Below are 21,518 nucleotides of genomic sequence, written 5' to 3'. Positions count from 1 at the left end.
AGCAATAGTTGAACGACGCGAAAAACCAAATCGAAAACGGCAAGGACCAACTGGCCAGCGGCAGCGAACAAGCTGTGAATCAGGCGTCATCCACACTGGCAGAGTTATCTGGCGCCACCGCGCAAATCGCCTCTGCGGATTCCCAACTCACCAGTGCGCAAAAGCAACTCGCCGCCGGAGCCCAGCAATTGACACAAGGCCAAGGCCAGCTGACCGAGTCCTGGCAACAGTTGAGCTCCGCCAAAACGCAACTGGATCAGGCCCGTACACAGCTGGACACGACCAAGCAAGTGTTCGATAAAACCGGTCAGCTCTTGCAGCAGTGGCAGAACACCGGACTGACCGGCAACCTCTATGACAGCGTCAAGGCACAATATGATCGTGCGCTAAGCTCCTATAACGATGCCGTAACGGAATACAAAGGCAAGCTGAACGAGTACAACAACGCCTTGCAGCAGTGGAATGACAGTGCCGCGCAACTCAGTCAAGGTTCGCAAGAGTATCAGCAAAACGCCGCCGCCATCTCGCAGGCCGCCAATCTGCTGGCTTCCAAGCAGACCGAATTAGGGCAGGCCGTTTCCATGGCCTCTGGCAGCGTATCCGATGGAACCAGCGAACTCATCGAGGGCCAGCGCAGCATCGACAAGGCCAAAGACGAATACAACGCCAAGCTTCAGGAATTCAACGATGCCAGGCCCGTCGCCGAAAAGAAGATCAAAGCCGCCGAGCACGACATCGAACTGGCGCGCGAAAAGGTAGACACGCTCGAAGTGCCGGCCTACTCAATCGATGGGCGGCGCGAATGCCTGACTTCCGAGGGCTACCGCGTGTATGAAATCATCGCGAACATCGTCAAGAAACTGGCGATGATCTTTCCCGTGTTCCTCTACTTTGTGACCGCGCTGGTGATGCTGACCACCATGGGCCGCATGGTGGATGAGGAGCGCACCAATTCCGGCATCTTGAAGGCGCTCGGCTACAGCGACCGAGACATCATGAAGAAGTTCCTGTTCTACGGATTCACCGCCTCCACCATCGGCACCATCATCCGCGTGGCGGCCGGGCATACGATGCTGCCGATTATCGTGAACCATGCGTATAGTAACGGCTTCACCATGGCCGCGCATCGCGCTGGCGTTCCACCCTGCCATCACCCTGGTAGCGTTCCTGCTGGCCTGGGCGAGCGCCGTGATACCGGCTTGGGTGGCGGCCAAACGCGAGCTGCGCGACAAGCCGGCTTCCCTACTGCTGCCGAAGCCGCCCGCCAAAGGCTCGAAGATCTTCCTGGAGCGCATCACCCCGTTGTGGAACCGGATGAGTTTCACGTAAAAGGTCACGGCGCGCAACCTGTTCCGATACAAGGCGCGCATGTTCATGACGATTTTCGGCGTGGCAGGCGCGGTGTCGCTGCTCACGGCCGGGCTCGGCGTGCAGGCCTCCACCGGGCAGATCAACGACCGCCAGTTCGAGGACCCGATCCATTACGGCATGATCGTGGCTGAGAAATCGGACAACAACGACGAGCAGCGCGCCGAAGTGGCCAAGGCGATGAAGGGCGGGGCCGTCTCCGAGTCCGCGCCGATCTACTACGAGGAGATGTCGAAAGTGGCCGGCAAGGAGAACGACAAACAGTCGATTACCCTGATCGCCACTGATGACGCCTACAATTTCGGCGACTACATCACCCTGCGTTCGCGCACCGGGCACAAGCCGCAGGTGCTCACCGACCGTGGTGCGATCATCTCCGAACGTATGGCGGAAATGATGGACGCCAAGGTAGGCGACACGATTACCGTCACCGATTCGAGCGGCACCGAGCGCAAGGTGCGCGTGGACGGCATCACCGAAATGTTATATCGGGCATTTCATGTTCATGCCTTCGGGTGGCTATAAGCACGTGTTCGGCGAGCAGTACCAGTCGAACGCCTATATGGTGCGGCTCAAGAACCATAAGACCCCCAATGTGGAGTCGCGTAGCGCCAAGCTCATGAAGTTGGACGGCGTGAAGGGCATTGTGCAGAACACGACCTCGAAGAAACAGGTGGCCACAATCGTCGACTCGCTGGATCAAATCATGGAAGTGCTGATTCTCGTGGCCGGGCTGCTGGCCGTGGTGATTCTTTACAATCTGACGAATCTCAACGTCTCCGAACGTATCCGCGAACTGTCGACCATCAAGGTGCTCGGCTTCCACTCGAACGAGACGACGATGTATATCTATCGCGAAACGATTCTGCTTTCCGCACTCGGCATCCTGTGCGGCTACGGCTTCGGTACCGGCCTGCACCGGTACATCATCACCGAAGTGCCGCCGGACGAGGTGATGTTCGACCCGTCGCTCGGCTGGCTGGTATTCGTGGCACCAATCGTGGTGGTCGGCGCGGTGCTCGGCGGCCTCGGCGTGCTGGTCTACCGGCGGTTGAAGACGGTCGACATGCTCGGCGCCCTGAAGTCGGTGGAATAGCAGCGGAATAACAAATGGGATCGGCTTCGAAGCCGATCCCATTTGTTATTCGCTCACTGCTTTCTGAGCCTTCTGCGCTTTCTGCTCCTTTTGGCAATCAGGGCATAGTCCGAAGACCTCCAGGGTGTGGGATTCGACGGTGAAGCCGTGGCCGTCGGTCATTTTGCGCAGCCAAGCCTCGCCGGGCGGATCGATTTCCACGGTTTTGCCGCACTGCTTGCACACCAAGTGGTGGTGATGTCCGTCGTCGCCGCATAGGCGGAACAGCTGCTGGCCGTCCAGGCGGATCGTGTCGGCGGCACCGGCATCGGCCAAGGCGTTGAGCTGGCGGTATACGGTGGCCAAGCCGATTTTCGAGCCTTCGTCCTCCAGCCTGCGGTGCAGGTCCTGAGCGGAGATGAACTCCTCGCAGTCGACCAAGGCGGCGCGAATCGCGTCCTTCTGCTTGGTCTGGCGTTCGATATGTTCAACCATCGGTAAGCTCACGCCTTCTTTTTCAGGTCGTCCCAGCAGCCGGTGGCCTCAAGGTCAGCAACCATGGCAGCAGGGTTGTCGGTGAGCACGGTGATGTGGCCCATCTTGCGGTCGTGGCGCACTTCGGCCTTGCCGTAGTCGTGCACATTCCACTCCGGGTGGGTGGCGATCAGCGCGCGCGTCGGTTCCGCATGCTGGCCGAGTACGTTGACCATCACGGCCGGCGAGAGCAGCTTGGGCTTGGGCAGGGGCCAGCCGGCGATGCCGCGGATGTGGGCGCCGAACTGGTCCATCGAGCAGGCCTCGATGGTGTAGTGGCCGGAGTTGTGCGGGCGCGGGGCGAGCTCGTTGACGATGACCTGATCGTCCTTGGTGATGAACAGTTCGATGGCCAGCGTGCCAGCCAGTTCGAAGCCCTTGGCCAGGCGAATCGCCAGTTCATGCGCTTCGCGGGCCACATGTTCGGACACCTCGGCGGGGGCGATGGTCATGTGCAGGATGTTGTTGCGGTGCTCGTTACGCACAATCGGGAAAGTGACGAAGTCCTTGCCGTTGCCGGAGACCAGGATCGAAGCCTCGAATGCGAAGTCGACGAAGCCTTCCAGGATGCTCGGCGGGAAGCCACCACCACGGTCGGAGCGGGAGCGGATCTTCTCCAAGTCGGCGTCGGAACGCAACACGAGCTGACCGTGGCCGTCGTAGCCGCCGGACACGGTCTTCAGCACGGCCGGATAATGAATCTCGTCGAGGGCGGCGTCAAGCTCATCGAAGTTGTTGACGGCGCGCCACGGTGCGGTGGCGGTGCCGTGGTCGTTGATGAACTGCTTCTCGTGCACACGGTGCTGGGTCACGCGCAGTAAGTCGGTGCCCTGCGGGGTGGCGGTGATGCCGCGCACCTCGTCGATGGCATCGGCGTCCACGTTCTCGAACTCGTAGGTGAGCGCGTCGGACTGCACGGCCAGATCATGGATGGCGGTTTTGTCATCGTATTCGGCGGTGATCTGGAAGTCGGCCACCTGACCGGTCGGGCAGTTCGGCGTTGGGTCAAGCACGCCGACGCGGAAGCCCATGTAGCGGGCGGACAGAGCCATCATGCGGCCGAGCTGGCCGCCGCCGATGATGCCGATGGTCGAGCCCGGCATCAGCATGGAGACGCGGCCGCCCGTTTCTTCAGACAAGCTGGGCATTGGATTCGGCCACCTTTTCCTTCAGTTCGTTACGGTAATCCTCAAGCTTGTCGGCCAGTTCCGGCTCGAAGGCGGAGAGCATCTGCACGGCGAGCAGGCCGGCGTTGGTGGCACCGGAGTTGCCGACGGCGGTGGTGGCCACCGGGATGCCGCCGGGCATCTGCACGATGGACAGCAGCGAATCCCAGCCGGACAGGGCGTGGGAGCGCACGGGCACGCCGATTACGGGCAGTGTGGTCTGCGCGGCGATCATGCCCGGCAGGTGGGCGGCACCGCCGGCACCGGCGATAATGACCTTCAGACCATTGGCGCGGGCGTTGTGCGCGAACTCGGCCATGAGCTCGGGCGTGCGGTGCGCGGAGATGACCTGCTTGTGGTAGGCGACGCCGAACTGGTCGAGGATGTCGCAGGCGCGCTTCATGGTCTCCCAGTCGCTGGAGGATCCCATGACCACTGCGACTTCGGGCTTGGATTCATTTGCCATTATCATTTACTCCCTAGTTATTGAGAATAAGGCCCACTGTACTCCTGATAGCGAAGTTAAGCCACGCAGCGAATCGTTCTCAATACATAATTCTGTGAGGCTTACAGCTCAATAACGATCTTGCCGAACATGTCGCCGGCGATCATTCTGGCGAACGCCTCGGAGGCGCAGTCCAATCCGTCGACCACGGAATCGATCACCGGATGCAGGTCGGCGTGCTCCACGAAGCGCAGCAGCCGGGCGAAATCCTCGCGCGAACCCATCGTGCATCCCTGCACGCGGATGTCCTGGAAGAACAACCGGGTCAGTTCGGCACCGGGCTGGTCGCCGGTGGTGGCGCCGCAGATGGCGATAGTGCCGCCGGGCCGCACCGACCGCACCGAATGACCCCATGTGGCCGCCCCCACGGACTCGATCACCGCATCGACCTTGCGCGGCAGCCGCGCACCGGTCTCCAGCGCGGCGTTCGCGCCAAGTTTCAGCGCCTTGGAGCGCTTGTCCGCGTCGCGCGAGGTGACGAACACCTCCAGACCGGCGGCATGGGCGAGCTGGATGGCCGCAGTGGACACGCCGCCGCCCGCGCCCTGAATGAGCACGGAGTCACCCGGCTTGATGCCGGCGGCCTCGAACAACAGCGAGTAGGCGGTCAGCCAGCTGGTGCCGAGTGCGGCCGCCTCAGCCGTGGTGAGGTTTGCGGGCTTGACGAACACGTTGGCGGACGGCACGGCAGTCTTCTCGGCCATCGTGCCGGGGTATTTCTCGGAGAGGATCGTGCGGCGCTCGCCCGGGGCCACGCCCGCGCCATCGGTGCCGACGAACGTGTACAGCACCACTTCGCTGCCGGCCTTGAGCCCATGCTTGCCGGGAATGTCCTCGTCCAGAATGCCCACGGCATCGGTGCCCAGGATCATCGGCGTCTGCTCGGCGGCGAGACCCACACCCTGTAGCGACCAGACGTCGTGATGGTTTACGGTCACCGCGCGCACCGAAACGGTCGACCAGAACGGGCGGGCCTGGGGTTCGGGCTGCTCGCCCACCGCCAACGCGGCAAGCGGATCGGCATGGTTGACGGTGGATGCGTATACGGCCTTCATTGCGCGCTCCTTGGTATCAAAAGGAATTACCGCATTCATTGTCCCACATCGCGCAGCGAACGAATCACCCATTTACGGAGATGTTGGGGGCATTGCTTCGTCATGTGGACCTCGGACAATGCCGGGCGTTAGCATTCAACTTCGGGAAAGACTAGCGAAGGGAGATTCGAGGGTATGCGCAACGCGTCAGGAAACGGATTTGATTCAAGCGATTCCTTCGCCGTCTCCGGCGCTGCCGAGGGGATCGCGCGCCTTCACGACATACCCCCGAGCATTACCCCTTCCCATGGCGACGACTCCCATCTGTTGAGCCGCATTGCCAGCCCGGCCGATGTCAAGGCCCTTGCTCCCAACGAGCTCGCCGAACTCTGCCGTGAGATTCGTGCCACGCTGCTGGCATATGGCCACCAACACGGCGGTCATATCGGCTCCAATCTGGGCATGGTGGAGGCCACGGTGGCCCTGCACCGCGTATTCGATTCGCCTCGTGACCGCATCGTGTTCGATGTATCCCACCAAAGCTACGTGCATAAGATGCTCACGGGCCGCGCCGCCGCCTATCTGGACCCGGACCGTTTCAGCGAGGTGACCGGCTTCACCAATCCGGACGAAAGCAAACACGACCAGTTCGTGCTCGGTCACACCGGTACCTCGATTTCATTGGCTTGCGGTTTGGCGAAAACCCGCGATATGGAAGGCCCGAACAGCGGCATCGGCAATGTGATCGCCGTGATCGGGGACGGTTCGCTCAGTTCGGGCGTGGCGTTTGAAGGGCTGAACAACGCGGCTGAGCAGGGCGGCAATCTCATCATTGTGTTCAACGACAATGAGATGTCGATTGCCGGCGATTTCGGTGGCATGTACGGTCCGCTCGCCCGCCTGCGCGCGTCCGGCGGCACCGCCCAGCCGAATCTGTTCAACGCGTTTGGCTTGGATTATCGGTATGTGGAGGCCGGCAACGATGTTTCCGCGCTGGTCGCAGCTTTCGAGGAAGTGCGCGATATCGATCATCCGGTGGTGGTCCATATTCATACGCTGAAGGGCGCGGGATATGACGGTGAGGAGACTCACGCAGATCGGCAAACCGCCTCGGCCTCACCGGTTTCGCTCGACTCCCCCACCGGCGTGCATCCCACCGATAACGTGAACCACAGCGAGCCGTGGCATTCGGATCACTGCAACCTGTCCGATCATGAACCGCATGAGGGCCAGTGCGAGGCCTCGCATTGGCAGAATCCGGATGCCGCAATCGGCAAGCCGGACGATCCGCGCAAGCATTACGGCAAAATGGCGATGGCCGCGCTCGAACCGCGTTTCGCCGCCGAGCCGGGACTCGTGGTCATCTCCCCCGCCACGCCGGGCTCGAACGGCATCACCCATGAGTTCCGAGAGCGCGCGGGCGCACATTATGTAGACACGGGCATCACCGAATCGCATGCCGTGGCGTACGCTGCCGGCATCGCACGGGCGGGTGGCACGCCGGTGGTGGCCACCACGGCGTCCTTCTTCCAGCGCGCGTACGACCAGTTCTTCCAGGAGATGAGCCTGAACCGTTCGCGAGTCACGGTACTTGATTTTCTGGGCGGCCTGTCCGGTTCGGACAATACGCATTCCGGCGCGTATGACGTGACGATGTTCTCCAATATTCCAGGGGCTACGATGCTGGTGCCGACTTCGGCTCGCGACTATCTAGCTGATTTGGCATGGGCTACCGCGCCGGCCGGTTCGGCGGACGCCCCTGCTGGTCCGGTGGTGATTCGAGTGCCGGGCGAGGCGATTCTGACGGCGGAACGGGATGCGACACTGCTGCCGGTGACGGGTGGGCAGATCGCTGACCGCCCCCAGTCAACTTCGCTGCCAGTCTCCGTCAGCTCCGCCAGCGGGGGCATATCTGCCGCAACAGTCCGCGGGACCGTTAGCGTAACGGCTCAGCATGCCGGTGTGCGTCACATGCTGGATTGGCGGGTCAATCAGACGGGCTCGCAAGTCGCGATTACCGGACTGGGCAATGCGTATCCGTTGGCGGAGCAGACGGCCGCCGCATTGTCTGCCGATTATGGCATCACGGCAACGGTTATCGACCCGCGCCAGTGCACGTCGCTGGATTCAGACGTACTGGAGTCGTTGCGTGATGGCCACCAGCAGGTCATCACCCTTGAAGACGGGCAGCTTGAAGGCGGCTGGGGCGAGAAAGTGACCGCATACTATGCGAATCATCATGTCTCGGACGGCAGCCGTAATCCTCGTGTGCTGAACTTCGGCGCAGCCAAGGAATTTACCGACCGCGTGCCGCTGGGCGAACTGAACGAACGTTATGGACTAACGGTGGAGCAGGTGACAGAGGCGATCACTCGTTGTTTTTGATGGCGTCTAGGGCCGGGATTCTAACGGCTTTATTGGCCGGGCCGAAGCCGAACAGCAAGCCGATCAGCGTGGAAAACAGTACGGCGAACAGGAACAGCCACCACGGAATCACCGAATAACGGGTCACATTCTCGCCACCAACTATCGCCTGCCAGAGTATGGTCCAGATAGAGGTTCCGCCACCGGTACCGTCGCCGGAGCCCCCGCCTGCACCGCTGACCATACCGCCAGGCATGCCGCCGCTCATGCCGCCCGCATACAACGCGCCGGCAACGTTGATGCCCAGCGATATCAGTCCGCTCAGCACGCAGCCGATCAATCCGCCGAAGAATCCGATCGCGCCGGCCTCCGCAAGAAACATGACGCGAATGTCACGAACGTAGCAGCCAAGCGCCTTCATAATGCCGATCTCGCGCGTGCGCTCGGTTACGGACATAACCATTGTGTTGGCGATGCCGATGGCCGCAACCAACAGCGAAACCGCACCGATACCGCCCAGAATCAGCTGAATCGCGCGCGACTGTTCTTCCAACGACTTACGCATGTCTTCATAGGAGGAGGTCTCGTAGCCCAACGCTTTGATCTGTGATTCGACTTCGGGCACGGACTTGAGGTCGGCGGCCTTGACCAGCACCTGATCATAGGCGGTGGCTTTTTTGGCGGCGGCTGGATCGACTTTGGCGGCCAGTTCCTTCAACGCCTGCAAATCCATGACCAGACCGTCGGAGGTGGCATAGCCTTTGTTGTAGTCGCCCGCCACAATGCCGGAAGCCCGCACATCGAGGGTGACGTTTTCCGACTGATCCGCGGCGCTGCCGCCCGCGCCGCCTGTGTCGCCACCGCCGCCGTACATGTTCATGGTGTACTGGTCGCCCTGATAATTGGTGCCGGTGGTCAGACTGATTTGCGTGGCGAGCGGGTCGAAGAACGGATCCTCGTCCTGGTCTTCCTCGCACTGGCCGGTGGTCTGGTTAAACGTGCATGAGGAATACTGACCGCCGCGTGTGCTGGTGCGTTGTTCGCCGTTCTTCAAGGTGTCCATGAAACCATAGGCGAACCATTCGCCGGCAAGCACCTGATCCTTTTTGACCGGCTTCTCGCCACCGACGAGCTTGTAGCCCATCTGGTCGAACTGGGTCATGTCGATGCCCATGATCTGCACGTAATCGTAGAGGTAACGGCCGCCCGCGCCGGCTCTGGCCGCCACGTTATAAGGGAAGTTCATCATCGGCGTCACGCCGGATACGCCGCTCATCGCGCGGAAGGATTCCACGGCCTTGTCGTCGAGCTTGGTATCGCCCATCTCGGACGAACCGCCACCGCCCATCGGACCGACATGACCGTTGGTGTACACGGTAACGATGGACAGATCTCCCATCGATTTGAGCATCTTCTCGTTCTGCTCGTTAATGCCTTGGCCCAAAGAGACCATGAGCACAATCGAGCAGCAGCCGACGATAACGCCCAGCACGGTCAGAATCGTACGGGATTTACGCCGCCATAGGTTTTGTCTGCAAAGCCGCAGTATGTCGCCGAATCGCATGGTCGGGCCTTTCAGGCCTTGTGGGACGGGCCGGCCGGTGAGGCTGGTGAGGCCGGTGAGGCTGGTGCAATAGGAGCGGTGTCTGCCGCAGCACCATCCGTCACGCCGGTATCGGTCTTATCATCCTTGCCTTCGGACCAATCATCCCAGTCCTCATCAATATCGCTCTTCTTGGCCTTCTGCTTGCGCCGGCGACGCACCAGCAGCACAATCACCACGATAATGACCACGGCGATCACGACGATGACCACATACACCAGCACCGGCAATCCCTGATTGGCGCTCTGGTCCATGTTCGGATCGGCCATGCCGGAATCATCCATCGGCTGCATATCGGTTACGGGTATGGTGAGCGGGAATTCCTTGGTTTTGGTCTGCCCGTCGGAATCCTCGTACGTGACTTTGAGCGTGGTCTTCAGCTCGCCTGACGCGTGCGGCGTAAAGGCATAACCAATCGTGCCGGTGGCGCCGGAAGCCACATTGCCCATGTACTGGGTTTTCATCGTGGCATCGAAACCTTCGCCCTCCATCGTGGCCTCGACGTTGGCGATATCGCCCTTGCCCTTGTTCACATATTCCATCGTGACCGTGTTTTCCTGACCGGCGATCACCTGGTCGGACACTACGGGATCACTGATTTCGAACCGGTCAGGCTGACTGACTGGCACGGAAATCTTGACATCGGACTGGCTTGAGGAGCGGGCGCTGGCGTCCACATACTCGTATCGGAAGTTCACGGTCACGGGCTGGGCACCGCTTTTCGCGGAGGCGAGCGCCTGCATCGGCACGCTTTGCGTCATGGCGTAACCGCCCCACAGCGCGTCGACGTAGAACGTGTTCGTGCCTCCCGCGATAGCGAAGCTCTCGCCGCCGTCCACGGTGATGACCATATTTGTCACCGCCACCTGACCCATGTTCTGGAAGGTGAAGTCGAGGTTGAAATCGGCGCCGGCGGCCACGGAATCGCCGCCATAGGTGAAGTTGGTGACGATGATGTTCGGCACCGGGCCGGCGATTGGCGCGGAATCGCCGTCGCTTCCCTGAGACGTACTGTTCGTGCCGCTTGTGCCGTCTGTGCCGTCGACCGCGTACGCCTGGTGCGGAAGGGAGATGACGGCAAGTGCCAGTGACAGCGTGGAGAGCAACGCGACGATGATGGCGATGGTGCGGTGGGAGAGGTGCTTCATCGGTCAACTCCTTGGGTTCTTTGGGCGGACGGCGTGGACGGTGTAGTTGGTGTGGTTGGGGCGGACGGCGTGGACGGAACAGTTGGGCGGGAAAGGTCGGTGTTGAGCCGATCGCTGGTGATGCGGCCATCGAGCAAGGTGACGATGCGGTCGGCGTATGAGGCCATCTGCGGATCGTGTGTGACCAGCACGATGGTCTGGTTGAAGTCATGGGCGAATGCGCAGATCATCGTCATGACCTCGGTTTTGGTTTTGGAGTCAAGGTTGCCGGTCGGCTCATCGGCGAACACCACCTCGGGCTTGGTCACAAACGCCCGGGCGATGCCGACGCGCTGCTGTTGGCCGCCCGACATCTGGCGCGGGTAATGGCTGAGACGATGGCCGAGCCCGACTCGTTTGAGTACGCCACGCGCCGCACGTTCGCGCTGTTCCTTGGGCACGCCGCGGAACATCAGCGGCATTGCCACGTTTTCGAGCGCGGTCAGATTGGGTAGCAGGTTGTACGACTGGAATACGAAGCCGAGATGCTTCTGGCGGAAGGCCGCCAGCTCACGCTCGTCGAGTTTGCTGACGGGTACGCCGCCGATTCTCACGCCGCCGCGCGTCGGTTTTTCCATGCCGGCCAACTGGTTGAGCAGCGTGGATTTGCCGGAGCCGGATTCGCCGAAAATGCAGCAGATCTGGCCTTGCGGGATACTGAGATTGACACGGTCAAGCGCCACCACCGTCTCATCCTCGACGGGGTATTCCTTGCGTAGGTTTCTTACCTCGATGATTGCTCGCGGCACGGGCCCTTCTTCCCCTCGTTCGTCGCCATTGGCGGACGCGCGATAGCTGGTTATTATTCAGCACATCTCAAGTCAGTGTATAGCCGTTATGCAGGAGCCGCACCCCTTAAGGGTGTTCCCGGATGGCAGTGATAAGCATATAACCGCTAATCTCAAGGTCGGCGGTTCAAGCCCCAGACGGATCCAGACCGGCATAATACTCAAAAGCCCCTGACCCTCACAAACGATGAGGGACCAAGGGCTTATTACATCGTGACCCCGGACGGGCTCGAACCGTCGACCTTGAGATTAGAAGTCACATGCTCTATCCAGCTGAGCTACGGGGCCAGACTCGTGTAAGTCTAGCCGTAGGGGTGTAAAACACCTCGGCGTAACGTCGGCTTGCACCGGTACCATCGGCGATATGGGGACAACGGAGAGCAACGTAGATCACGCCGCATCGGGCCAGACCGTCGCAGGCGATAGTGGTGAGCTCACTTTCACATACGCACAGGGTCGTTTTGCCAGTGAAGGCAGGGATTGGGAAAGCCCGGTTGTGACCAACATGGCTGCATCCGTCTCTGCCGATGCCGGTAATGCCCCCGCCGGCAGCATCACCAACACCGGCACCGACAACACCTTCACCGGCACCACCGAATCGTCGCTTGCCACCCTGCTGTCCAACCAATGCCCGTTCGTTATCAAGGCCACCATTTTCGAGGGCAATGGCAAAAGCGCCATTCGCGAACGTCACACATTCACCGGCTCGGTGCTGCGCCAGCTCGACCAAGCCAGCGCCCTGCTGAACGGCATCAACGAATCCGGCCAATACCCGGCCATAGCCCTGCGCGAAGCATTGGTCAACGCACTGGAACATCGCGATTACACGTACTCCGGCCCCACACTGATCAATATCTTCGATTCCCGCTTGGAAATCGTGTCGCTCGGCGGCCTGACCGATGGTTTGGAAATCAACGATCTACTCAACGGCGTATGCCAGCCACGCACCCCGCGTTTGGCTGAATTGTTCGCCGATTTGGGCTTCTGCGAGAACTGCGGTACCGGCATTCAACGCATTATGGACGCCTACGCACAGAGCGCGGTCAGTCCGCAACTGCGCGTGGGCCCCACTTCGGTGGCAATGGTACTGCCCATCCCGGTATCGGCCGAGGCCGCGTCCTCGCATCGGACCGATACCGATGCTTCCGCCGCGCCCAGCACTACTGACGAAGCGCAGCATGCCAAGATGTACTCATTCCCCACGATTCAGCGCATGACGGATAACGCTGCAGATGCTTTGGCCGGCGCACGCATCATCGGCTGCGCGCCATTGCAGACGCTGATTCTCGGCAGTGGATTCGGCGAGCGCCCGGACGGTGACGATCAGGCCAGTATCCGCCCGCTTGATACGGCAACGCTGGAACCGTCGCCTCAAACGTTGGAACAGTTCACGCTCAATTTCCTCGCGTTCCGCGGTGTGAAGCTCAGCCGTAAAACCATGCAGAAAGCGCTCGGCCTGAACAAGGATCAGATGACGCAGCTCTTGGACCAGCTGGAGTTGAGCGGCAAGATCGAACGTCATACGCACGCCAAGTCCACTACGTATTCGCTGGCACATGCCTCAGGACGGTAGCGACCAGGGCGACAACGACCAAATCGTCAACAACCCAAGCAGCAACGACCAGAGCAATACAGCCCAAGGCGCGATAAAGCAGCAGCTCAGTTCTCGAATACGCGATCGCGAATCATGCGACCGGATTCGTCGAGCGCGGTGGAGAACCGGCCATAGTCGGACAGAATCACGCTCATGTACAGCATGTCCACGAGCGCGGTATCAGCCACGCGCGAGAAAATCGCATTGCCATAGATCGTGTGCGAGTCACGACCCGTCAGCAACGTCACGTCGGCCCAGCTGGCCAGCGGCGCGCCGATGGCATTGGTTATGGCGATGGTTTTCGCGCCATGCGACTTCGCCAATCGCAACGCTTTGACCGTATCCGCCGAACTGCCCGAATGGGAGAAGGCGACGGCCACAGCGCCGTGGGGCAGGTGCCCGGCACCGATCTGCTGCAGGTAAGCGTCGGTATTGAGACGGCATGTCAGTTCCAGGTAGCCGAGCTTGGTGAACAGATCCATCGCCGGTGTCAACGAATTCTCCACGCCGAAAATGTCAATGAACTCCGATTCGGCGAGTAGGGCGACCGCCTTGCGATAGGCCTTGGGGTCCAACGCATTGTGCAGCTCGTCGATCAGCGCCTTCGCGCCATCGGCCGCTTTACCGGGAATCTCATCTTCGCCATCCCACGGATTCAGACCGAATCCGGCCAGCGGATTGAAGGTCACTTTGTGTTCGGCGGCCGGGTTGCGCAACACGTACCGCAGTTCACGGTAACCGCCGAAGCCGAGCTTGCGGGCGAACCGAATCACCGTCGGCTGGCTGACGTGGGCGATGTCGGCCATCTGGCCGACGGTCAGGTCGGCCGCCTCCTCGATATGATCCCGAATATACTGGGCCACGGCGCGCTCCGCCGGACGCAGCGACGGATACACGTGGTCGATGCGCTCACGTATTCCCACCGAGGATTGCACAGCCGCGCTCCTAGTCGTCCGTATTTTCCATTCCTGTTTCGAGGTTACCGGCTGTATACCGGCGAACAGTCGACTTGGATTGACCGCAACATGAACGGTGAGCGAACTCTTCCGTTTACCTTTCCGCTCCATTCCCTTTACAATCGAAACCATGGTGCGGATTAGCGTGGGAAGCCCCACCCATCACACAAGCGGGCGACTGTACGGCGTGTTCTTCGAGGACATCAACCATGGTGCGGATGGCGGGCTGAACGCCAACATGGTGAACAACTACAGTTTTGACGGCGTCTATCTCGACCATCACACGTGGCGTATGGCCGGTGCCGAACGGTGGCGTACGCAGGCTGATTCCCTGCGTTTCTGGGATTTCATCAACTGTTCCGCCGCCAGCCTCGGCAGTGAGATACGCGGGATTCACGGCCAGCGGGTGACCACCGACTGCCCCGCCCCGCCAATTCACGCACATAGCCGATACGCTCGCATCACGTCCGATGTTCCTTCCGAAACCGGCCCTGCATATCTGGAAAACCTCGGCTATAACGGAAGCGGCGACAACGGGGGCGGGCCCGCGTTCTCCATCGTCGCCGACCACACCTATTCCGCCAGTCTCGCGGTACGTCCGGTTCATGGGCGGGCCGAGCTGTCCGTCGGCGTGGTCGATAGGTACGGTCTGCCGCTCACCAGCACCACTCGATTGTCGTATATCGTGGACGCAGATCCGCTTGACGATACGGAAGAGACCGGTCTGAGGCAGGACGATGGGGCCGATGCGCAGGATTCCGGCGTTTCGATCAGTCCGGATCCGTCGGATGGTGCCATCGCCATCGGTCGTGACGGCTGGTACCGGTTCAACGCCGACGTAACCGGCCTGAACACCGATTACGGCAAGCTGCCGTATCACCATTGACGCCGGCGAACGCACCACGTTCGATCTTGATCTGGTGCAGTTCATGGATGCGGACTATTGGGGCGCGGGCGACCCGAAATGGCGTTACGGCAAGCTGCGCCGCGATTTGGTGGAGACCATTCAGGCGTTGCATCCAGCGTTTCTGCGATTCCCCGGCGGCTGCATCGTCGAAGGTGTGACGCCCGGCAATGAGTATCGTTGGAAGGATACCGTCGGCTCTCTGGCCGCGCGACGCCAACAGTATTCGATGTGGTCGTTCAAGATGCCGGGTGGTTCCAGCTATTCGCAGAGCTATCAGATCGGTTTCTACGAGTATTTCTGCCTGTGCGAGGATCTCAAGGCCAAGCCGCTGCCCACTCTGTTCGCCGGCATCGCATGCCAGTCGCCCGGCCGCGATCCGCGCCACATGGATATCAATTCGGCAACCTTCCGCAACAATGTGATTCAGGATTACCTGGACCTCATCGAATTCGCGAATGGCGATCCGGAGTCCAGCTCGTGGGCCGCGGTCCGGCGTGATATGGGCCATCCTGAGCCGTTCGGCCTGGACATGATCGGCGTGGGCAACGAAAACTTCGGGGCCGACTACGTGGCCAAGTTTGACATGATCAGCGAGGCCATTCACGAACGATACCCGGATATGCTGTGTGTGATGAGCGCCGGACTGTTCCCCTTCCAGCCGGCGATGAAGCGCAGCTGGGACCATGCGCGAGCGTTGGCCGCAACCGATTTCGGGACACATGATTCCGCCACCGGTGACGCGATTATCGTCGACGAGCATTCCTACCACTCCCCCGAATGGTTTGTATCCCAGGCGTCACGATTCGACGCTTACCCGCGTTGCGGCGCCGGCGTCTATTTCGGCGAATATTCAGCCAACGGCTATTTTGCCGGCCAACCACAGACCGAACAAGGCGCGAACACGTGGAAGTCGGCACTCGGCGAGGCCGCGTTCCTGACCGGTTGCGAGCGCAATTCCGACGTGGTGCGCATGACCTCCTATGCGCCGCTGCTCGCGCATATCCTGGCTAAGGGGTGGGCGCAGAATCTTATCGAATTCAATCCGGCGCATGTGAACCCCACGGTGAATTATGAGGTGGAGCGGCTGTTTTCCACGCATCTGGGCGACACGACGTATGCCGTATCCATCGAGCAGACCGCGTCACGCCCCGCCAAACATCTGTATGTCAGTGCCACCGGGCATGACGGGGATGACGTCTGCCGTTACATCAAAATCGTCAATACCTCCGATTCTCCGGTGGATGTGACGTTGGAAATCGCGCGCGGACTGGCCGGGCTGGGCGCCTCGCCATCGCGACCGGTGCGTTTGGAGGTGACGATGTTAAGCGCCAGTCCGACGGCGAAAACCACTATCGGATACCGCGGCGAGGCTTCGGGGGCGATTGTGCCGGAACGTCGGGCTTACACATTGCCGTCGCCGTCTTCATTGCTGGCGATGCAGATCAAGCCGTACAGCGTCACGCTGGTGGTTTCGCGCTGATTGGCATCGGCCATTAGGCCGATTCCTTTGCCGTTAGAATCACCCTCAAGGATGAGGGGGAATCGTGCAGATTCAGGGAACAATAGGGGCTATCCTCCATAGCGAATACAAGCGCGGGAGGGCAGGATGGAAACCACGGCGGTCAGAAGACCGCCGGCCAACGATGAAGGAGTGTGCGGTATGTTTATCAATCTGTTCCGCAGGCAGCACCCTGCGCTCGCCCGGCTGGCCCGCAACTCCAACGCCTATCGTCAGCCGATGGTTGCGGCCGTATCATCGTCCGCAGTCGGCGTATCCAGCATCACCTCTGCATCCACCACAGCCAACACAGCCACCGCAGCCGGCGTATCCACGCTGGATGCCACCATCGGCCGCATCCACGACATCCCGCAGTCGGCCATGAGCCGACTGACCGGCTCCCCCACCGTATACGCGCGGTAGACCACCCCCAGTCGGCTTCGCCAACAGCCCCCGTCAGCGGGGTGGAGATGGCTGGGCTCAGAAACTCGGCTCGATGATCCAGCTCAAGGTCAGCAATACGGCCAAAAACAGAACGTTGCCGGCGGAGTAGACGGCCAGATACCGGCCTTTCTTGTGCGGGTACTGGCGCACGACGTTCTTGTAAGAAATAAGCGAGGCCATCGAGGCGATGAGCGTACCCATGCCGCCCAAATTGGTGCCAATGATCAGATCGCGCCATTGGTCGCAGAAGCCGGAAAGCAGAATCGTGGTGGGCACATTGCTGATGACCTGGCTGGACGCCACCGCCACTTCCAGCGGATGGCCGCCGACCAGCGAGCGCGCCAGCTGGTAGAACTCGGGCACGCGTTTCATGTTGCCGATGAAGATGAAGAACATGCAGAAGGTGAGCGGCAGTCCCCAATCCACGTATTTGAATACGCGCCGATCGGTGAACAGGAACACGACGACCACGATCACGCACATCACCCACAGGGGAATCACGTCGGAGACGGCCAGTAGGCAGACGATGAACAGCAGCGAGTAGACGATGGTGCGCCAGCCGCCATAACCGGCGCCGTAGCCGGTGATACGAATCTCGTCGGGCTGGTGTTTGTTGCGCTCGGGAGCCAGCACGCCGGTTTCGAGGTCGCCCAGGTCGCCGACCGGTTTGCTGCCAAACACCACGGAAATCACGATGACCAGCAGCACGGCCGCCGTGCCGGAATACGGAGCCATGATGCCGAGGAATTCCATGGTCGGCATGCCGGTCAGGGCTTTGAGATACAGGTTGTGCGCGTTGCCGATCGGGGTGAGCATACTGCCCACGTTCGCGCCAATGGTCATCAGCGTGACCACGAGGATGGTCTTATCCTCTTGCCCAGCCATGATGAGCACGGCCACCGCGAACGGCACAAACGTGACCAGCGCAACGTCATTGGTGATGAACATCGCGGAAAAGAACGTCAAAGCGACAAGCGTAATAACCAGTCCGCGCATGGTGTTGACCTTCTCCAGCAATCGCGAACCGATGATGCGGAACACGCCGATACGCTGGAATCCGCACACCACAATCATCAGGCAGATGAGCTGGCTGATGGTGCTGGCGTGAATGTAGCTTTTGCAATCGGCGTCCGGCGGCACAATGAAACACGAAATCAGGGCGAGTATTGCGGCGACGATGAGAATCGTCTCATTTTTGGCTACATTGATCAGCCAGCGTCGCATCCATTCCTCCGTGAATAACCCAATATCGCAGCCGTTCCATTCTACGCGCAGACCGGCATAAGGTACGTAGTCGCGTTGCGCTGGCGGACATGAGTTTTTGGACCGGTGCCGCACATCAGCCGCGCTCGTTTTTTCTTTATTTGGACAAGGAAACATTGAGTTTGCATGTCTCCCTTATAATGAACTGCCGCGCAATGCCGTGCCCGTATATACGACTGCATCATTGTGTGACAGGCCAGACACGAATACCGTACGTGGCTGGTTCATACCAATGGAACATAGTTTCATTCGAGGAAGAGGAGCGATGAAGTTGCGTGTTACCCCATTATTCCCGGTCAAACGTTTCGCCGCCATGGCAGCAGCATGTGTGATGCTGGTTTCCGTGGCCGCCTGCGGTAGTAAGTCCGATTCCGGCGCGACCGCAAACCCGGGAGAAGCCATCATTTCCGTCAACAACACCGAGCCGCAGAGCCCGCTGGTTCCCGCCGACACCAACGAAATGGGTGGCGGCAAGGTCATCCGTTACCTGTTCGAGGGTCTGGTCAGCTATGACGTGAACGGCAAGCAGCATCTCGAAGTCGCCAAGTCGATCACGCCGAACGATGACGCTTCGCAGTTCACCATCGTGATCAACGACGGCTGGAAATTCACCAACGGCGAGGCCGTTACCGCCAGTTCCTTCGCCGATGCCTGGAGCTATGCGGCGAACGTCAAGCACGCCATGAAGCAGGCGAGCCGCATGTCCATCATCAAGGGCTACGACGAACTGCAGGACCCGAATGTCAGCGATGACGCGAAGCTGTCCGGCCTGGAGGTCAAGGACGATCACACACTGGTCGTCACGCTCAACCACTCGGATTCGGTGTTCCCGGTGCAGCTGGCGCATCAATCCTTCTTCCCGCTGCCGTCAGTGGCATACAAGGACATCAAGGCGTTCGGCAAGAACCCCATCGGCAATGGCCCGTACAAACTCAAGTCCTGGGATGTCAGCAAGAGCATCACGGTGGTGAAGAACCCTGATTACAAAGGCAGCCGCACGGTGAAGAACGGCGGCATCGAATTCCGCGTGTACACCGACGAGGATTCCGCCTACGCGGATGTGCTGGCCGGCAACCTGGACGTGCTGGACGCCGTGCCGTCGTCCGCCGTCAAGACGTTCCGCACCGCCAAGAACGTCACCGCTTACAGCCAGGCCGGTTCTACGTATCAGGGCTTCGTCATCCCCGAACGACTCGATCATTTCGGTTTTGACGAGGAGGGTCAGCTGCGCCGTCAGGCCATCTCCATGGCCATCAACCGCAAGCAGATCGTCGACAAGGTGTTCTCGGACACCAAGACCGTGGCCACCGATTTCACTTCACCGCTGGTTCCTGAATATTCCAAGGACCTGAAGGGTGCCGCCAATCTGGAATACAACCCCGAGGAAGCCAAGGAGCTCTGGGCTCAGGCCAATAAGATCTCCCCGTGGAGCGGTGATTTCAAGATCGCCTACAACGCCGATGGCAGCCACAAGGCTTGGGTGGACGCCGTGGCGAACCAGATCAAGAACACGCTCGGCATCAACGCCGAGGGCGATTCGTACCCGACGTTCAGCGATATTCGCGACCGCGTCACCGATCGCACCATCGCCACCGCATTCCGTTCCGGCTGGATGCTGGATTATCCTTCCGCAGAGGATTACCTGACGCCGCTGTACTCCTCCGCTTCCGCGGACGGCCACGGCTCCAACGACGGCGATTACAAGAGCCCGAAGTTCGATCAGGAACTTGCGGATGCCCTCTCCCAGACCGACGAGAGCAAACGTACCGTCGCCCTGCAGGAAGCTCAGGAGACCCTGCTCCAGGATCTGCCATCGATTCCGCTGTGGTGCGATAACGTCGCCGCCGTGTCTGCACAGAACGTAAAGAACGTGCAGTTCGATTACACGAACATGCCCACGTATAACACGATCACCAAGTAGCGCACACTGCCGCACCGATCGGCGGCACTCGCCGCATACATGAATGGCCGGTGTGCTGCGGATTCCTTACCAAGAATCCGCAGCACACCGGCCATTCATGTTATATGCCGCAATACAGGGGGCAATCAGCCCTGCACCTTACCGCCTTGCGCGCTACGGTATCCGAAGCTCATCATCTCGCTGTTGTAGGCGACCACGCCACGGCCGACCGCCGGCAGAACGATCATGCCACCATCGCCATGATGCGCGGCGACTTCGTCCAAAGTGGCCGTCGCGGCATCCTCGACGTTCTCGCCGGCGAAACGCACACGATCCGACACCTGATGGGCGGCGACCACCTTGATGAAGGCCTCGCCGATGCCGGTGCAGGACACCGCCACCGTGGACTGGTTGGCGAACGTACCGCAACCGGGCAGCGGCGAATCGCCTACACGACCGTGCATCTGGTTGGTGATGCCGCCAGTGGACGTGCCGGCGGCGATATTGCCTTCGGCATCGCGCGCCACGGCGCCGATGGTGCCATGCTTCTCCCACTCATCGCCACCGGACTGAGCCTCGGCCAAGGACTGACGACGCTGTTCGGTGATGAAGTACTCGTTGCTTTCGGTCGCGACGCCCCAATCGGCGATTTCTGCATCGGTCGGGTCCGCGAACAGCACATGCTTGGTCTGCTCTTTGACGGCACGCGCCGCATCGATCGGGTTCTTCACGGTGCTTACGCCGGTGACCGCACCGACCTCGCCATCGCCGGTCATCAGGCAGGCGTCCATCTGGGCGATGCCATCGCTGGTCAGGGCGGCACCACGGCCGGCGTTGAATTCGGGGGCGTCTTCCATGACGTGGATGGCGGCGACCACAGCCTCATACGCCGGTGCTCCGGATTCCAACAACTGGTATCCGGCATCGAGGGCGCGCTGCAGATCAAGTTCGACTTGGGCGATGCGTTCAGGCGTGCTGTGCTTGCCACGACTGCCCGCTCCGGCGTGAATGACAAGCGTGATGCCGGTTTCACTGCCCGCCAGTTCAGTGGTCACCGGCGAAACGGAGGATGTGGTCATATCGTGTCCCTTTCTGGAGTCAGATGGATGTGCTGACGCCAACGTATCGTTGCTTCCACATGTATGATATCCGTTGATGGCCGCGACCGGTTCCGCATTTCGCATCATCGGCTCGCGATGACGTGACTCGTTACTGCGCCACCTCGCCACTACGCCAGGGGCAATGCGATGCCGGCTCGATCGACCAGATCACGCAACGACCACGTGGTCTGCCCCGTTCGTCCGACAACGCTATGCGCATGCCACAGCGAAC

Annotated in this window: 17 protein-coding genes, 1 tRNA gene and 1 pseudogene; 8 read left to right on the top strand and 11 right to left on the bottom strand. The window is 60.6% G+C overall.

The features are described from left to right. Positions 1 to 8: 8 nt before the first annotated feature. Genes ACEUKI_RS07150 through ACEUKI_RS07140 form a run of 3 tightly spaced genes read left to right on the top strand, consistent with a single transcriptional unit; the run spans position 9 to position 2,464 of the window. The gene (locus ACEUKI_RS07150) at positions 9 to 1,502 is read left to right on the top strand and encodes an FtsX-like permease family protein (protein ID WP_251847657.1); all 1,494 of its coding nucleotides are present in this window, start codon (positions 9 to 11) and stop codon (positions 1,500 to 1,502) included. Next, positions 1,390 to 1,893 (top strand): hypothetical protein, encoded by a 504-nt coding sequence (locus ACEUKI_RS07145; protein ID WP_374156651.1) that lies wholly within the window; start codon positions 1,390 to 1,392, stop codon positions 1,891 to 1,893. The genes ACEUKI_RS07150 and ACEUKI_RS07145 overlap by 113 nt, the downstream gene beginning before the upstream one ends. Then, complete coding sequence (locus tag ACEUKI_RS07140; protein ID WP_251847658.1) at positions 1,868 to 2,464, top strand: ABC transporter permease; 597 nt, start codon at positions 1,868 to 1,870, stop codon at positions 2,462 to 2,464. The genes ACEUKI_RS07145 and ACEUKI_RS07140 overlap by 26 nt, the downstream gene beginning before the upstream one ends. Positions 2,465 to 2,509: 45 nt before the next feature. Here ACEUKI_RS07140 and ACEUKI_RS07135 read toward each other — a convergent pair whose 3' ends face one another. From ACEUKI_RS07135 to ACEUKI_RS07120, 4 genes are all read right to left on the bottom strand, one after another. After that, entirely contained in the window at positions 2,510 to 2,938 is a 429-nt protein-coding gene (locus tag ACEUKI_RS07135; RefSeq protein ID WP_179133459.1) for a Fur family transcriptional regulator, read from the bottom strand. 8 nt (positions 2,939 to 2,946) lie between these two features. Continuing rightward, positions 2,947 to 4,125 carry a 5-(carboxyamino)imidazole ribonucleotide synthase gene (purK, locus tag ACEUKI_RS07130; protein ID WP_115770147.1) on the bottom strand — a complete coding sequence of 393 codons (1,179 nt, stop codon included), beginning with the start codon at positions 4,123 to 4,125 and terminating at the stop codon, positions 2,947 to 2,949. Continuing rightward, positions 4,109 to 4,609: a 5-(carboxyamino)imidazole ribonucleotide mutase gene (purE, locus tag ACEUKI_RS07125; RefSeq protein ID WP_007056361.1), complete on the bottom strand. Its 501-nt coding sequence runs from the start codon at positions 4,607 to 4,609 to the stop codon at positions 4,109 to 4,111. The genes purK and purE overlap by 17 nt, the downstream gene beginning before the upstream one ends. A 101-nt stretch (positions 4,610 to 4,710) precedes the next feature. Further along, positions 4,711 to 5,703, bottom strand: coding sequence for a zinc-binding dehydrogenase (locus ACEUKI_RS07120; RefSeq protein ID WP_080785214.1), 993 nt, complete (start codon positions 5,701 to 5,703; stop codon positions 4,711 to 4,713). Between the two features lie 174 nt (positions 5,704 to 5,877). On the opposite strand from ACEUKI_RS07120, the gene ACEUKI_RS07115 reads away from it, so the two are divergent. Continuing rightward, entirely contained in the window at positions 5,878 to 8,067 is a 2,190-nt protein-coding gene (locus tag ACEUKI_RS07115; protein WP_374156649.1) for a 1-deoxy-D-xylulose-5-phosphate synthase, read from the top strand. On the opposite strand, the gene ACEUKI_RS07110 is transcribed toward ACEUKI_RS07115, so the two are convergent. From ACEUKI_RS07110 to ACEUKI_RS07095, 4 genes are all read right to left on the bottom strand, one after another. After that, on the bottom strand, positions 8,051 to 9,610 hold the full coding sequence (locus ACEUKI_RS07110) for an ABC transporter permease (protein ID WP_080785216.1): 1,560 nt from the start codon (positions 9,608 to 9,610) through the stop codon (positions 8,051 to 8,053). The two genes, ACEUKI_RS07115 and ACEUKI_RS07110, sit on opposite strands and share 17 nt — an antisense overlap. Before the next feature lie 11 nt (positions 9,611 to 9,621). Further along, positions 9,622 to 10,797, bottom strand: a complete 1,176-nt coding sequence (locus tag ACEUKI_RS07105; protein ID WP_251847661.1) for a COG1361 S-layer family protein — start codon at positions 10,795 to 10,797, stop codon at positions 9,622 to 9,624. Continuing rightward, positions 10,794 to 11,585 carry an ABC transporter ATP-binding protein gene (locus ACEUKI_RS07100; RefSeq protein ID WP_080785218.1) on the bottom strand — a complete coding sequence of 264 codons (792 nt, stop codon included), beginning with the start codon at positions 11,583 to 11,585 and terminating at the stop codon, positions 10,794 to 10,796. The genes ACEUKI_RS07105 and ACEUKI_RS07100 overlap by 4 nt, the downstream gene beginning before the upstream one ends. A 253-nt stretch (positions 11,586 to 11,838) precedes the next feature. Then, positions 11,839 to 11,912 (bottom strand) — tRNA-Arg (locus tag ACEUKI_RS07095). Between the two features lie 76 nt (positions 11,913 to 11,988). Between ACEUKI_RS07095 and ACEUKI_RS07090 the strand changes: the two genes are divergently transcribed. Continuing rightward, on the top strand, positions 11,989 to 13,197 hold the full coding sequence (locus tag ACEUKI_RS07090) for an ATP-binding protein (protein WP_179133460.1): 1,209 nt from the start codon (positions 11,989 to 11,991) through the stop codon (positions 13,195 to 13,197). Positions 13,198 to 13,283: 86 nt separating this feature from the next. Here the strand turns inward: ACEUKI_RS07090 and ACEUKI_RS07085 are convergent, their stop codons facing one another. Continuing rightward, complete coding sequence (locus tag ACEUKI_RS07085; RefSeq protein WP_179133461.1) at positions 13,284 to 14,153, bottom strand: MurR/RpiR family transcriptional regulator; 870 nt, start codon at positions 14,151 to 14,153, stop codon at positions 13,284 to 13,286. Between the two features lie 208 nt (positions 14,154 to 14,361). On the opposite strand from ACEUKI_RS07085, the pseudogene ACEUKI_RS07080 reads away from it, so the two are divergent. Together ACEUKI_RS07080 and ACEUKI_RS07075 are read left to right on the top strand one after the other, a co-directional pair. Then, a pseudogene (locus ACEUKI_RS07080) lies at positions 14,362 to 16,561 on the top strand (alpha-L-arabinofuranosidase C-terminal domain-containing protein). A 180-nt stretch (positions 16,562 to 16,741) separates the two neighbouring features. Next, complete coding sequence (locus ACEUKI_RS07075; protein WP_115770153.1) at positions 16,742 to 17,002, top strand: hypothetical protein; 261 nt, start codon at positions 16,742 to 16,744, stop codon at positions 17,000 to 17,002. Between the two features lie 57 nt (positions 17,003 to 17,059). Here the strand turns inward: ACEUKI_RS07075 and ACEUKI_RS07070 are convergent, their stop codons facing one another. Further along, on the bottom strand, positions 17,060 to 18,247 hold the full coding sequence (locus ACEUKI_RS07070) for an anion transporter (protein ID WP_374156648.1): 1,188 nt from the start codon (positions 18,245 to 18,247) through the stop codon (positions 17,060 to 17,062). 304 nt (positions 18,248 to 18,551) lie between these two features. On the opposite strand from ACEUKI_RS07070, the gene ACEUKI_RS07065 reads away from it, so the two are divergent. Beyond that, complete coding sequence (locus ACEUKI_RS07065; protein ID WP_080785223.1) at positions 18,552 to 20,207, top strand: ABC transporter substrate-binding protein; 1,656 nt, start codon at positions 18,552 to 18,554, stop codon at positions 20,205 to 20,207. A 125-nt stretch (positions 20,208 to 20,332) separates the two neighbouring features. Here ACEUKI_RS07065 and ACEUKI_RS07060 read toward each other — a convergent pair whose 3' ends face one another. Further along, positions 20,333 to 21,265 carry an isoaspartyl peptidase/L-asparaginase family protein gene (locus tag ACEUKI_RS07060; protein ID WP_080785224.1) on the bottom strand — a complete coding sequence of 311 codons (933 nt, stop codon included), beginning with the start codon at positions 21,263 to 21,265 and terminating at the stop codon, positions 20,333 to 20,335. Positions 21,266 to 21,518 lie beyond the last annotated feature (253 nt).

Source organism: Bifidobacterium sp. 2450 (assembly GCF_041900695.1).
GTDB lineage: Bacteria > Actinomycetota > Actinomycetes > Actinomycetales > Bifidobacteriaceae > Bifidobacterium > Bifidobacterium longum.
This window is presented reverse-complemented; position numbering and strand designations above follow the sequence as displayed.